This window comes from Rhodopirellula sp. J20-39, assembly GCF_057365095.1.
Window position 1 is genome coordinate 2,965,820 of record NZ_CP195123.1, and the last position, 14,731, is coordinate 2,980,550.

Annotated in this window: 8 protein-coding genes; all 8 read left to right on the plus strand. The window is 52.6% G+C overall.

Annotated features, from left to right (window positions below):
• Positions 1-76 precede the first annotated feature (76 nt).
• The 8 genes from ACR3ZL_RS10995 (at position 77) to ACR3ZL_RS11030 (ending at position 14,630) form a co-directional block, all read left to right on the plus strand.
• Complete coding sequence (locus tag ACR3ZL_RS10995; protein ID WP_473653115.1) at positions 77-1,258, plus strand: alpha-L-fucosidase; 1,182 nt, start codon at positions 77-79, stop codon at positions 1,256-1,258.
• A 367-nt stretch (positions 1,259-1,625) separates the two neighbouring features.
• The gene (locus ACR3ZL_RS11000; protein WP_473653114.1) at positions 1,626-3,890 is read left to right on the plus strand and encodes a glycoside hydrolase family 95 protein; all 2,265 of its coding nucleotides are present in this window, start codon (positions 1,626-1,628) and stop codon (positions 3,888-3,890) included.
• Positions 3,891-3,945: 55 nt separating this feature from the next.
• Positions 3,946-5,448: an arylsulfatase gene (locus ACR3ZL_RS11005; RefSeq protein ID WP_473653578.1), complete on the plus strand. Its 1,503-nt coding sequence runs from the start codon at positions 3,946-3,948 to the stop codon at positions 5,446-5,448.
• A 502-nt stretch (positions 5,449-5,950) separates the two neighbouring features.
• Entirely contained in the window at positions 5,951-7,969 is a 2,019-nt protein-coding gene (locus tag ACR3ZL_RS11010; RefSeq protein WP_473653113.1) for a M60 family metallopeptidase, read from the plus strand.
• A gap of 14 nt (positions 7,970-7,983) precedes the next feature.
• The gene (locus ACR3ZL_RS11015; RefSeq protein WP_473653112.1) at positions 7,984-11,070 is read left to right on the plus strand and encodes a glycoside hydrolase family 2 TIM barrel-domain containing protein; all 3,087 of its coding nucleotides are present in this window, start codon (positions 7,984-7,986) and stop codon (positions 11,068-11,070) included.
• An 88-nt stretch (positions 11,071-11,158) separates the two neighbouring features.
• Positions 11,159-12,640: a sulfatase family protein gene (locus ACR3ZL_RS11020; RefSeq protein WP_473653111.1), complete on the plus strand. Its 1,482-nt coding sequence runs from the start codon at positions 11,159-11,161 to the stop codon at positions 12,638-12,640.
• A 68-nt stretch (positions 12,641-12,708) separates the two neighbouring features.
• Complete coding sequence (locus ACR3ZL_RS11025; RefSeq protein ID WP_473653110.1) at positions 12,709-13,548, plus strand: glycosyl hydrolase; 840 nt, start codon at positions 12,709-12,711, stop codon at positions 13,546-13,548.
• Complete coding sequence (locus tag ACR3ZL_RS11030; RefSeq protein WP_486173454.1) at positions 13,548-14,630, plus strand: glycoside hydrolase family protein; 1,083 nt, start codon at positions 13,548-13,550, stop codon at positions 14,628-14,630. Before ACR3ZL_RS11025 ends, ACR3ZL_RS11030 begins: the two co-directional genes overlap by 1 nt.
• Positions 14,631-14,731: the final 101 nt, after the last annotated feature.

A 14,731-nucleotide genomic window follows, 5' to 3' on the forward strand; every position in this document is an offset into this window, starting at 1 on the left:
TCACCTTACGGCCCCCACAACGGAAGCGTTGTGGGGGCTTTGTTTTTGAATGCCCCCTTTTGCTAAAACCAATCTCATGACCCGAGAGAAATTAACAACCATGAAGTTCGATCGTCGCTCATTCATCCAAGCTGGGGTCACGGCGTCTAGCCTGGCTGCTTTAGGTACTTCGGTGCATGCGGACACTGTCCCCAACGTTCCGTCTTACCTTGAGGACGTGAGCGACCAATACCCAAAAGATCCAAGGAAGGCGGCTGTTGAGTGGTTTCGTCAAGCGGAATTCGGGCTGTTCATTCACTACGGTCTTTACTCATTGCTCGGCCGGGGCGAGTGGGTGCAGATCAAAGAGAAAATTCGTGTGAAAGAATACGCGAAATTGGCCGATCGTTTCACGGCCGAAAACTTCGATGCTGACTTCATCACAGACATGGCCCTTGATTGTGGGATGAAGTACGTCAATATCACCACGCGGCACCACGATAGTTTTTGTTTGTTCGATTCCAAATACACGGACTTCAAGAGCACCAACACGCCTGCGAAACGAGATCTGGTCGGTGAGCTAGCCGAACAGTGTCAATCCAAAGGTTTGGGGTTCTATCTCTATTACTCGCACGGTCGCGATTGGCGTCACCCGCACGCGCCCAATAATTGGGGATGGGGCGGTTCGGCGAGGCCAAAATACAATCCGCCGGAAAAGCACTACGTCGAAGGTCCAACGCACGACCTTCAAGTGTATGTTGAATTTATGAAAAACCAGGTCACGGAGTTGTTAACCAACTACGGTCCGATCGGCGGTATCTGGTTAGACGGCATCGGTGTTCCATTGTCACGCAAGGAAAAAATGGGCCAGTTCCGGAGCCAGGAACTGTATGACCACATCCACTCGCTGCAGCCCCAAACTCTCGTGTCTTATAAGCAAGGCTTGTTGGGTACGGAAGACTTCAAAGCACCCGAGCGGCATTGGAAGGGGAAATCGTCGGTGCCACTGGAGCTTTGCGATACGTTGCAACCGCACGGGTGGGGCTACACCAAAAAGGATGACGGCAAGCATAAGTCGGCCGCGAAAGTTATTGAAATGCTTGAAAAGGCGAGTCAATTGAACGCGAATTTGTTGCTCAACACGGGCCCGCTACCGGACGGTTCGATTCACCCCGAAGACGTCCGCACACTAAAGCAGGTCGGTAAGATCCGAAGATCTCAGTCGCGTCTTTCCACCCAAGCACAAAACGATCCCCGATCGGCCGCACCTTCTCGATAGGCCACCGCCCAAGCCTCAGTAGGGTGCCGTGCTCGCGCCCACCAAGATTAAGTAGGGTGCCGTGCTTTCACGCACCAAGTTTAGGTTGGGTGCGTGCTAGCACGCACCCCGTTTTTGCCCTGCCGCCATCCCCGCCGCACGGGTTGGGGAAAATTAAAAACACAAGGTTTGTGGGATCGGTTACTGTTAAATCGCCCAAAAGGTGAATTGCACTCCGTTAGTCGAACGCTCCTGAACTAGACGCGTCTGATCAAGTACGATCGGAAAACAGGTCGAGCGACTTTCTAAAGTCGCCCGGCGGTTCTGCCGCGAAGTAGCCTAAGGGTGTTTAACATCCGATATCCCCACGATCAATGTTTTTGATGCTATGAAAAACCTGCTCTGTAATTGGATCACTTTGTCGGTGTTGCTCGGATTGCATTGCGTCAACGCGGCGGAAGCCGACCCCGCAAACACTCAACTGCAGTACGACAAGCCGGCCCAGACCTGGATGACGGAGGCGTTACCGCTTGGGAACGGCTCGCTAGGAGGGATGTTTTTCGGCGACACGAAAACGGAACGCATCCAGTTCAACCACAACACCTTGTGGACGGGAAACGAAGCCGGCACCGGATGGTACCAAGCTTTCGGCGATGTCTTCATTCAAATGGGACACAACAATCCAACCGACTATCGGCGTTGGCTAGATATCGATCAGTCGAAGATGGGAGTCAGTTATCGATCCAATGAAGTTCGCTATCAGCGGGTGGCGATAGCGAGTCATCCATCGCAAGTGCTGGTATACCATCTGACCGCTGATCAGCCGGGAAGTCATAGCGGTCGCATTTGGCTAACGGATATGCATGACGCGAAGACCACCGGATCGGATGATCGACTGGTCATCTCCGGCCGACTCGGTAAGAACGGACTTGAGTACGAAGCCCAATTGCGGGTGTTTTGTACCGGCGGAACTGTTTCGGTTGAGTCCCAACCGCTTTCAGCAGACGATCAACCGCTAGCCGGTGTGCCAGATGTGAAAGGGATTGCTCTACCCGAGACGCATCTCGTGTTTGATCGCTGCGATAGCCTGACGTTGGTATTGGCGGCGGACACAAACTACCTGCCGGATCACGAACAAGGTTGGCAAGGAGAGCATCCCCATAACAAGGTTTCCCAGCGTGTCGACGCGGTCACTCCGGCGACGCTATCGGATGTCTTCCGAGATCACGTTGCGGATTATCAGTCGCTCTTTCACCGGTTCCAAATTGACCTTGGGAAAACCGACCCGAAGCTAGCGGCGAAGATGACCGACCAACGTTTGCAAGATTACTCGAACAAGCAAACTAACGACCCTGACTTTGAAGAATTGTTTGCTCAATACGGGCGTTATCTGTTGATCAGTTCTTCTCGCGAAGGCGGATTGCCAGCCAATTTGCAAGGCTTGTGGAATCACTCCAACAAGCCACCATGGCGATCTGACTATCACTCCAATATCAATTTTCAAATGAACTATTGGCCTGCTGAGCCAACCAATCTTGGTGAGCTGCACCTTCCGTTCATGGACTATGTGACCAGCCAGATTCCTATCAGTCGTCAGCACACTAAAAAGGAATACGGATCGGCAATCCGCGGCTGGACCGTTCGAACGGAAAACGGCATCTTCGGTGGCAGTAGCTACAAGTGGAACCCGCCGGGCAGCGCATGGTATGCCCTGCACTTCTGGGAACACTATGCATTCACGCAGGATAAAGAATACCTGGCTGAGGTTGCTTATCCGGTGCTGAAGGAAGTTAGTGAGTTTTGGCAGGACATCTTGGTCGAACGGCCGGACGGAACGATTGTGACGCCGGTCGGTTGGTCACCCGAGCACGGACCGGACGAGGAGGCGATCAGCTACGACGTTCAAATCGTTCATGACCTGTTCACCAATACGATCGAAGCTGCTGACGCGTTGCAGATCGACTCGGACTTTCGTGACGAGCTCGCCACGCTGCGTGAAAAACTGATTCAGCCCAAAATCGGCCGCTGGGGACAGTTGCAAGAATGGGAAACCGACCGGGATGATCCCAAAGATAATCACCGACATGTGTCGCATCTCTTTGGTTTGCATCCAGGCCGTCAGTTCACAAAGTTGGGAACGCCCGAATTGTTCGACGCGGCCAAGGTGACCCTTGAAGCACGTGGGAACGAGGGTACGGGCTGGAGTCGTGCATGGAAAATCAATTTCTGGGCACGATTGTTCGACGGCGACCACGCTTACTTGATGCTGCGGAAGTTACTGTCGGCGGTAAACGTAGGCGAAAATGGTCGTTTGAGTGGTGGAGGTGTCTATGCGAATTTGCTGGACGCCCACCCGCCTTTTCAAATTGACGGTAACTTCGGTGCAACCGCTGGCATCGCCGAGATGCTTGTCCAGTCTCAATCCGGTGAGGTCGTCTTGTTGCCTGCACTTCCAGAAGCTTGGCCAAATGGGGCTGTAACGGGGCTGTGTGTGCGAGGCGGTTATGAAGTCGATTTGGAGTGGAAGCAGGGCAAGCTAACCAACGCGAAACTCACCAACCGCAATGGTGAAGGGGTCACAGTTCGGTACGAAGATCAATTGTATGAGATTGCCGTTCCAATCGGTGAATCTCGTTCCATCCATCCCAAATAGGATCCTGATGCTAATCAACACCTTCAAACAAATCGTTCTGGCGATCGCTGGACTTATGGTCTTCGCCGGGATGCCAGCACGTGCGGAGGCGAAGCGGAGTTCGGGACAGCCGAACGTCATTCTGATCTTTGCCGATGATCTCGGGATCGGGATGTTGGGGTGTTATGGTCAGGAAATCGTTAAGACGCCAAACATTGACCGGTTGGCGGCTGAGGGAATGAAGTTCAATAACTACTACGGTGGCGTGTTCTGTGCGCCATCGCGGTGGACGTTGTTGAGCGGGATGCACGACGGCCGAATCGGCGGCTGGAAGCACACCGGTTCGGGGCTTCCAATCCAACGCGACTTGGGACGGATCTCTGAAGCGGAATATCAGAAGCGGTTTGCGAGATTGAAGTCGTCTGCACTGCCGATTACCGACCAAGAAGTCTTTCTTGCACAAATCGGCCAGATCGCGGGCTACAAAACCGCTCAATTTGGCAAGCTGGATCATGGGTTCACGACGTGGGCGGAACGAGTCGATCGTTTTGGCTGGGACCACCACTTGGGCTATTATGACCACACACGTGCACATGGATTTTTTCCAGCGTATTTATGGCGGAATGGCGAGCGTTTTGATTTGCCCGGCAATACTGATCCGTATTGCGGAAAGATGAACGAACGAGGCGACGAACCGGTGGGTGCCGGTGGCGAGACCTATTCACAAAATGTGTTCATCGAAGGCGTTTTGGATTTCATTCGCACCCATCAATCGAAGCCGTTCTTCCTCTATCACCCCACGCAATTGCCGCACGGCCCAGTTGCGATCCCAGAACTGCATCCGGACTTTGCGAACGATACCCGGCTTTCGTTGGCCGAAAAGAAATATGCGTCGATGGTCAAGATGCTCGACGATCATGTGGGGTTAATCATGGCCGAGTTGAAGGCATTGGACTTAGACAAAAATACGGTGGTTGCGTTCACGTCCGACAATGGGCACGAAATGTACTATGGGCCGAAATCGAAGGTCCACAAGGAATTGGCCAACGGTGAAAAGTCGAATCTTACAGACAAGAAGTGGCGGACTTCCAACGGAGGCGACGTGTTTGACGGCGCGGGTAGTCGAGCCGGGATCAAACGGTCCGGATATCAAGGAGGGATGCAGTGCCCCATGATCGTTCGTTGGCCAGGAAAAATCGAAGCGGGGTCTGAAACGGATCTTCTGGCCGCACATTACGACTTCATGGCGACCTTCGCTGATATCACGGGTGTCGACGTGCCTGCGGGCAAAGACAGTATTTCTTATCTGCCCACGTTATTATCCGAACCACAACATGCGACACACGACTATGTGATCGTCAACAACGGCTTCAACCACATGGGACGATCCGCCCTGATTTCGAAAGAGGGGTGGAAGTTGGTCGAGGTGAATCGCGATCAAGACGCGTTTCAGCTCTACAACATTCGGACCGACAACGAAGAACAATATAATTTAGCTGCCGATTATCCAGAGCGTGTCTCTGCTCTCAAAGACATCCTTTTGCAACAACTGGATTCACCGCGTCCTGATTTAGATTGATCAAAAGGGAATCGGGTTCGAGACCGGCTTGTGGGTATACGTCGTCCGTTGTCAGCAGTAGGCGGCGTGTATCGTGGCGGTGTTGCGAATCTCACCGGCGAGTCGAATTGCCACAAATTGCCCAATTAAAATGAGTCAACATGCAGATTCCAGTCTCGCGTGCCGCGGCAGTCGACAGTGTCTTTGGCCGGAAAAGACACGGGGGGTAAGAGAGCCAACAAGTTGCGTTGATTTGTGGCTTCGCAAGACTTGATAGAGGTGATGCGGGTCTAAGTGCTTCGAGCCTATTCGACATTGGGACCGAGCGTAGTAGACATCGAGCGTAGTGAACATCGAGCGTAGTAGACGAAGTATCGAGTCTCACTGCGAATGCGTTAGTCGAACGGAATCGTCGGCTTGGAAGCTACCTAAGGTTGGAATGCTACCGAATGGCTAGTTGAGTTTCGGACGCTTCACCAAACCAAACACAGTCGAAAATGCTTAACCCTGAAGTAGAGTTTGAATGATGCGAAACACGAGCTCCGAGTTGTGTAGCCAACCTTCCGGTCACTTTCATCCCATACCAATGCGGCGTTGGAAATCGTGTCGCAACATCTATCAGATTCGGTCATCGAAGCCTTCGTTTGCAAACCTCTTTCATGTGTGGGCTGCGATGGTTCTGGCCCTGTTCTTGGTTCGCTCTGCTGACGCGGCGAAGCCTACGGAAGAGTTGCTGGAGCAGGCTGTCCGTATTCAGGAGAATTTGGATCAGATAACCGAATCGCCCAAGTCTCTCGCGTTGGCTTTAGAAACCGTTCATCGATACGAGAATGAAGTGGGGCCGCTGTTTCTGAACGCGGCTACGAAAAAGGGGATGCCGCGAAAACGCTCGGACGGCATGAAGCTGGATTATGCAATCTTTGATATTCAACAAGCATTGATTGACCAAGCATACACACCCGAGAACTTGAATCGTTTTAACCGGCAACTTGCCGACATGAAGTTTCAAACTTCGGCATATTTCCCTGGTGCGGTGGAACCGCCTTCGAATCCAAAGTCAACCCATGTCGTGTCGATCAACGCGTCTCAGCCGACGACTTGGGGCACACCGGTCAGCGGTCATGACACGCCAGCCCGACGTCCAACAGGGTGTTACTTAGCACCGGGAAGTATCGCGTTGATCGCCGTCCCACCATCGATGGTTAACCAAGGATACAACGTTCGCGTAGGTGCTCATTCGTGGGACTTGCAAAAGAAACCGAGCATGCAACGACTGGATCGGATTTCTCTCGTTTATCCAATCACCAGTGCAGTCACCCCAGTAGCGAACCCGCTGGGCGGCGGTATCTACATTGAGGTGCCATACGAGGCAAATGCGGGGGTTGCGAAAGTTCATATTCGTAATGCCGTTCGCTCGCCTTTCTTTTCGGCGCGAAGCATGGACCAAACAACCTTGGCCCAGTGGCGTAGTGTTGAACGCAAGCAACCGGGGCCCTGGGCTGATTTTGAATCGGACAAGTTCATGATGCAGGTTCCCAGTAGTTGGGTTCGTGACCTCGCTGACCCTGTTACGCTGATGCAAGACTGGGACAAAGCGATGGACGGCGTGTCAGAACTATTCGGCTACCCTTTGGTCCGATCCAAAACGGTGCTTTACCTGCAGCCGGACGTCGCGATGCGGGGATCGGCGAACTTCCCAGGATACCCCCAGTCGAATTACGCCTTCAGCCCGCATCAGGTCAACGCCGGCAAGGCGAGGCATTCTTGGATGTTAAAAGGGCCTCAGTACGCTGATTGGACTGTGTTCCATGAAGTCGGGCACGCTCAAAGCATCTCTAAGTTTCGCGGCGAGATCGAGGCGCTCGTGAACTTGCCTCACGTCGCTATCATGAACAACAAGTTCGGCGTCAACTTGGACACCGCCTTTGGTGATTCGGTCGGCGGCAAGAAGCAAATCTCGCTGGATCAAGCGGCGGCCATGTGGATGGTCACGGAAAACTTTCGTGACGGCAAGCCGATGAACATTTCTAATAAGCCTGGGGATGAGGTTAAGTACCAACACCGGGGCTACGGGAAGTATGTCGAAATCGCGTATCTATTCGGTTGGGACGCGTTGGGGCGATTCTGGCGTTCCGAGCATGAACGGTGGAAGCCAGGGGATCGGGTGCCCCAGAATTCGGCGCCGACGGATGAACGAATCTTGCAACTCTCCAAGGCGGCCGGTGCCGACTTGACTCCGCTGATTCATTTTTGGGGCATTCAGCCAAACAATCCTCAGGTGCTCGCTAGGTCGATTCGTGCAGCCGGTCTGAAGCCTTCCCCGCGGATCCAAGAACGATTGCAGCATTACATGACGGTTATACCGAAAAACAACGCGGAATTTCGGCAGCAAGCCAAGCTGGTTTACCCGCGAGGACTAGGGAATGCAAAGAATCCCAACTATGGTGAAGGCTGGTACAAAGCTTGGTTGCCAAAATACGATGAATCCCACGGTATTGCGGCCCAAAAGTCACTCCAAGCCATCATCGACTATTACTTTTAATCGGATAGCGATCTGTGAATCGATACTTGTTGGGCATCGTGCTGCTATTGAGTGGCACCCATTTTGGGATGGCGGAAACATCCAGGCTCGATTGGGAAAATCCCGGTGTTTTGCAAACGGGTGCCGAAGCGCCGCGTACTACCTTTTATGCCTATCCGGATGCCGAGTCCGCACGAACTTACGATCGATCACAAACCCCATGGTTTCAATTGCTTAACGGCGATTGGAAATTCAATTGGGTGGCGAAACCGGCCGAACGCCCCAAGAAGTTCTTTCAGCCGGCATTCGATGATTCTCAGTGGAACACGATTCCGGTGCCCTCAAACTGGGAGATGCAGGGTTACAGCAAACCGCTGTATACCAATCGCACCTATCCATTCCCCAAAGACGCGCCGAACATTCCGCATGACGACAATCCGGTCGGTTCCTATCGGCATTGGTTCGAAGTTGCAAGCGATTGGGATGGACGCGAAACCTTTCTGACCTTTGATGGCGTGAAGGCAGCGTTTTATGTTTGGGTCAACGGCGTCAAGGTAGGGTACAACCAAGACAGTCGGACGCCGGCGGAATTCAATATCACCAAGCATTTGAAGCCCGGCAAGAATCTTGTCGCCGTGGAGGTCTATCGCTGGTGCGACGGTTCCTATTTGGAAGACCAAGATTTTTGGCGTCTGAGTGGCATCTTTCGGGATGTGTATTTGACGTCTCGCAGTTCAACGCATATTCGCGATGTACGTATCGTGACGGAACTCGACGACCAATACCAAAACGCGATCTTAAAGGTCGACGCCGAAATCGTGGGGCAAGGTTCGGTGGAAGTCCACCTCTATGACGCGGATGGAAAACAAGTTCTGTCGCATCCCGAACAGGAAATAGCGAATCCAGAGAAGTGGAACGCGGAAAGCCCGTACCTCTACTTGGCCTTGTTGACGCTTAAAGACGCATCAGGCAAAACGTTGGAAGTGGTCCCGCAACGCGTGGGGTTCCGTGAAGTCGAAATCAAGAACTCGGTCTACTACCTCAATGGCGTCCCAATCAAGTTCCGCGGTGTCAATCGACATGAACACAATCCGGCAACGGGCCAGGTAGTCTCGCGGGAGACGATGCTGCGGGACATTGCCTTGTTCAAGCAATTCAATATCAACGCAGTTCGGACATGCCATTATCCCAACGCCCCGTTGTGGTACGACCTGTGCGACGAACACGGCATCTACGTGGTCGACGAAGCCAATATTGAAAGTCACGACTACGAAAACAATGCAACGAACAAGCTCGCTCATGATCCAGCGTGGGCGGATGCTATTCTAAATCGGGTGCAACGCATGGTTGCTCGCGATAAGAATCACGCATCCGTGGTGGTCTGGTCACTGGGCAATGAAGCTGGCAGTGGCCCCAACTTTGTTAAAGCGTACGAGTGGTTGCACGTTGCTGACCCAACTCGTCCAGTCCATTACGAAGGCGGCGACAAGTCGATTGGTGATTTCTGCTCTCGTATGTACGCCAACCATAAGTGGAAATCGAACGACCATCGGCCTGCCATCCTGTGTGAATACACCCATGCAATGGGCAATTCCAACGGTAATTTGAAGGAATACTGGCACAACAATATCTATCAAGACGACAAGCACGCCGGTGGTTTCGTTTGGGATTGGATGGACCAGGGATTGATCGAGCCGGTGCCAGCCGAATTTGCGGGCAATGTTGGCAAAGGCCCCGTGAAGGAAAACTTCTTTGCCTACGGTGGTTTTCACCAGCAGAAATATCATCACGATCGTAATTTCTGCATGAACGGTTTGATCGACGCCAATTGGAAACCGCATCCAGGCCTGCATGCGGTCAAGTACGTCCACCAATGCATCCAAGCCGAGCCGGTTGATTTATCCAAGGGCACCGTCAAGATTCGTAGTTGGTTTGACTTCACCAAAATGAATGATGTGGCCACGGGAAAATGGCAAGTTCTGGAAAACGGAAAGGTGATTGGATCCGGGCTGATCGAAGATCTTGACATCCCCGCGAGAGCTGAAAAGGTCGTCCATTTGGATTTGCCGGAAACCAATCATGCTGATTCTGAATACCTGCTGAATCTGCTGTTCTTTTCCAAGCATGACCAACCGTTCATGAAAGCGGGACACGAGATTGCTCACGAGCAGTTCCTGATCAAGGGCCGTTATCAGCCTACCACCCCAACGTCACCGGGAGCGGAACCCGACACCAAGTTAGTTGTTCAAGGTAACGTCGTTACCGGCGACCGATTTACAGTTGCCTTTGATGAAAAAACAGGCTCGCTTGTTTCGTACGAGCTGGATGGTCGACGCCTGATCTTGGGAAGTTCGCCTGATCTGTGGCGTCCCTACACCGACAATGACAATGGTGCGATGCGAGGCGGGCGAAAGCTTGGCGGCAAGTTGGAAAACAACTTGTGGCGTACGGCGGCTGACCAGCGAACCGTGACGTCGTTTGAAATTCAAACGCAAGACAAGTCGGTAACGGTGACAGCAAAAGTTGATTTTCCGACCATCGGTGCCAGAGCCACTTTCGAGTATGTCATTTCAGAAAACGGTGCAATCGATGTTTCCGTTGACTACGACTACTCGGCGATTACTGGCAAGCAACGTTTTGCTCACCGGACTGGAATGAAGTGGATTGTTAATGGCCAATTAGATCAAATGAATTGGTACGGTCGTGGGCCTGTCGAGACCTACGTCGACCGTGATTATGAACGTGTCGGTTTGTATGAGGGCACGGTTGATGAGCAGTGGGTCGATTATTCTCGGCCGCAGGAAAATGGCTATAAGACTGGCGTTCGCTGGGCGTCGCTCAAGGACAGCCAAAGCAACGGATTGCTTTTCGAGACGCTGGCGCAACCGGTCGGTGTGGGTGCTCGGTACTATTCCGATGCTGAAATGGAGTCGGCTAAGTATTCGTTTGAAATGGAGCGATCGAAGGATATTTTCTTCAACATCGACGCACACCAACTGGGTGTGGGGGGTAATGATAGCTGGGGGGCCGAACCGCTAGACAATGGTCGGTACCGAGCCAAAAGAGAAAAGTATCACTACGCTTTTCGGATTAGCCCCCTCACGGTCAATGTAGAGCGTTGATCAGCTTCCCCAATCATGCTGTGCTTGCCGAAGTGGTTCGTGAAACTACTCTCGCCAACCGGCGTCTTTCCCCCAAAAAGAAATCCTGATGAGATATTGGTTCCTTGTGCTGCCTATGCTGTTCGTCACCATGGTGTCAGCGGCAAATCCGGATCGACCGAATATTCTGTTCATCTTGGCTGATGATCAGTCGCCGTTTGACTTGCAGGTCTACAATCCGAAGTCGACGCTTCAGACGCCGACCTTGGATTCACTTGCCGCGGACGGGATGGTGTTTGACGCCGCCCACCAAATGGGATCTTGGGCCGGTGCCGTTTGCACTGCTTCACGCCACATGATCATGACCGGCCGAACAATGTGGCATCTTCCAGGCAGCCGTTCGAAAAAGAAAGCTCCGGATCCGAAATATGTGCCAAGCGATTTAGCCAAGCAATCGATGGCAGCGGTATTTAATGCGGCTGGCTATGACACGATGCGGACTTGCAAACGCGGTAACAGCTACGCTGCCGCCAACAAGGAGTTCACCGTCGTTCACGACTCCACCAAACGAGGCGGCACCGACGAAACGGGAAGCGCGTGGCATTCCAAACAAGTCCTTCAGTACTTGCAGGATCGTGAATCGGCAAAGGATCAGGATCCGTTCCTGATCTATTTTGGATTCTCGCATCCACACGATACTCGTGACGGCAAGCCGGAATTGTTGGCCAAGTACGGCGCGGTCAACCATAAGGACAAGAAGGTCTTGCCACCCGCCAACGAAAAGCAGCCACCACTGCCGAGTAACTATCTACCGAAGCATCCGTTCGATAATTCGCACATGAATGTGCGAGATGAGATCAACGTTAGTGGTGTCTGGACAAATCGTGACAAGCAAACGATTCGTAACGAGATCGGTCGTCAGTACGCATGTAGCGAGAACATCGACATCCAGATCACTCGCGTGTTGGAAAAGCTTGACGCGATGGGCGAGTTGGAGAACACCTATATCTTCTATACCTCCGACCATGGGATGGCGATTGGCCGCCACGGCTTGCAGGGTAAGCAAAACCTATACGAGCATACTTTTCGGGTTCCGTTTATTGTCAAAGGCCCAGGCATCGCACCGGGATCGCGGGTCGAGGGGAACATCTACTTGCTGGATGTGCTCGCCACTCTTTGCGATCTGACAGGAATCGAAACACCGGAAACTTGTGAGGGAAAGAGCTTTAAGCCTGTCTTGATGGGTGAGAAAGAAACAGTCCGCGACGTCTTGTACGGTGGCTATTGCGGAGGAGACAAGCCGGGGATTCGTTGTGTAAAGCAAGGTGATTGGAAACTGATTCGCTACGAATCGGCCAAGAGCGGGGCAAGGGAAACCCAGTTGTTCAACTTGGCCGAGAACCCTGGCGAGTTACTGGAGCAACATCACGATCCGGCTGTCATGACGTTGGTCGGCAATAAGTTGAACCCTCGATTGGTAAACCTCGCTGGTGACCCTGCTTATGCCGAGAAACTTGCGGAGATGCAAAAGTTGCTTCGCAACCAAATGCGTCTGCATGACGATCCATACCAATTCACGGATCAACCTTGACTGGTGGTGCAATGCATTGGCCAATGCCAACGGCTAGTGCGGTGCTAATGGCTAATAATGAGTAGATCATGAACCTATCCAACCCGCTTTCACGTCGCGATGCGAATACGCGCATCGTCGCTGGCGTTGGATGTGCTTTGCTCGCAGGAGAGAATCTGCGTGCAGATGATTCGTCTCCTTCGAAGCGTACGGCAACCAAAAAGGGGATCTGCGGGAAAGGCACGCGTTGCGAAACCACGAACGCGGGTTGGTACTACAACTGGTATTGGCGGCCAACGCCAGGCGAGTTGGATGCTGAGTTCGTTCCGATGATCAAGGGAAAGCAAGACGCGATCGATAAAGCATTCGCCCATATCGAGACGTTGAAGCAAACGCACGGGATCACTCATTTGCTCGGTTTTAACGAGCCCGACAGTGAATCGCAGGGAAACACAACCGTCGAACGTGCGATTCAGTTATGGCCGAAGTTGATGGACACCGGTCTGCGTTTAGGAAGTCCTGCCGTGACGGATAACCGTCGTGGGAAGGATTGGTTCAGCGCATTCATGCAGCAAGCCGCAGCAAAACGGTACCGCATCGATTTCATCACCTTGCATCGATATCCGAACATCAAGGGCCCACAAAGTGTGAAGCAGTTTTTCAATTCGCTTCAACAGGTATATCAGCAATATCGTTTACCGATTTGGGTCACTGAATTCGGTGGACTTAATTTCGGCAGCAAAGACCGGAAGATGACCGCGGCAACTAACCTGTGGTTCATGCGTCAAACACTGCCAGTGCTTCAGCGATTGCCCTACATCGAACGATACGCTTGGTACTCGGGCGGGGCTAAAGATATCACGTGTCTATACGATCGCGACGATCCCGATCAGCTCAATCAACTAGGGAAGTTCTACCGAACGGTGTAATGATGAATTGCAAAGATAGAGTTTTGTCTCTGTTGATGGCGTGGTGCTGGGCATGCGTATTGAGCGCAAGCATTGGCAGCGTGGCAACGGCAGGAGATTTTCAATATGAATATGTTGGGAAGGCGGTCGAAGCCAAAGGCATGCACGTCTGGGGATCTTCGCCGGTGCTGGGCCCCGATGGGAAAGTGCATCTTTACGTCGCTCAGTGGCCCACCGACACCCGCCCTAACTTCAGCGGCTGGTACAAAGACTGCGAAATCTCGCATTATGTCGGGGAACAACCGGAAGGTCCTTTTGAGTTTGTGCGAGTAGCCGTTCCCGACCAAGATGGGACCTTCAACTCGCCGCACAACCCAACGATCAAAGAGATCGACGGTTTGTATGTCCTTTGTTTTATCGTAAATGAAAATGAAAAGTTAAAGACTCAACGAATCGTCATGTACGTTGCTGATGATCTCAACGATAATTGGCGACCGGCAGCTGGGGCGGAACCTGATGGAACGATGCTGCGAAAGTCCACCCAATCCGACGATTGGAATTACACGGCGCAACTAGGTGTGTCGAATCCATCGTTGGTGAAGTTCAATGGTAAGTACTTCTTGTACGATAAATCGGTGGTCAAGAAGAATCCGGAGGCAAAGCGGGGAACGTACACCTATGGGGTCGCCGTTTCGGACAAATTAGAAGGGCCTTACACTCATCATCCGGTCCAGGTCACGCCCGCTGGTATGCAGCTCGAAGATGCCTACGCGTTCACAGTGGATGACACCGTTTATATGCTCAGCCGTGACTTCGGTCGATCCAAGGGTTCTAGCGGTGGCGGGCTGCTTTGGAAGTCCGCCGACGGATTTCAATTCGATGCTGCGAAGACGACTCGTGCTTTTGAGGACCTGGAGCACTACGTCGGTAAGAAGTCATTGAGCAAAGGGACTGCGTTCCGCGGCAAACTCGATGGTCATCTGGAACGCCCACAAGTGCTGGCGATTGATGGGAAGCCAGCGTATCTCTATCTAGCCACCGGAGTGAACACGACGCCTGGATGCGGCAGTTGTTCCCACGTTTTTCGAATGACGGCTCAGTAGCGTTAAAGACGCTCGGTCGTCTTGGAAAACCGAGAAGCTCGATGACAATTGAATACGGATTTTGCATCGCCAAACCGTTGCCTCGGGAAAGTTGTCATGGA

Bases quoted from the DNA above. Each gene is read 5' to 3' on its own strand.
- ACR3ZL_RS11005 (WP_473653578.1), top strand. From the start codon at position 3,946: ATGGTCTTCGCCGGGATGCCAGCACGTGCGGAGGCGAAGCGGAGTTCG.
- ACR3ZL_RS11020 (WP_473653111.1), top strand. From the start codon at position 11,159: ATGAGATATTGGTTCCTTGTGCTGCCTATGCTGTTCGTCACCATGGTG.
- ACR3ZL_RS11010 (WP_473653113.1), top strand. From the start codon at position 5,951: ATGATGCGAAACACGAGCTCCGAGTTGTGTAGCCAACCTTCCGGTCAC.
- ACR3ZL_RS10995 (WP_473653115.1), top strand. From the start codon at position 77: ATGACCCGAGAGAAATTAACAACCATGAAGTTCGATCGTCGCTCATTC.
- ACR3ZL_RS11030 (WP_486173454.1), top strand. From the start codon at position 13,548: ATGATGAATTGCAAAGATAGAGTTTTGTCTCTGTTGATGGCGTGGTGC.
- ACR3ZL_RS11025 (WP_473653110.1), top strand. From the start codon at position 12,709: ATGAACCTATCCAACCCGCTTTCACGTCGCGATGCGAATACGCGCATC.
- ACR3ZL_RS11000 (WP_473653114.1), top strand. From the start codon at position 1,626: ATGAAAAACCTGCTCTGTAATTGGATCACTTTGTCGGTGTTGCTCGGA.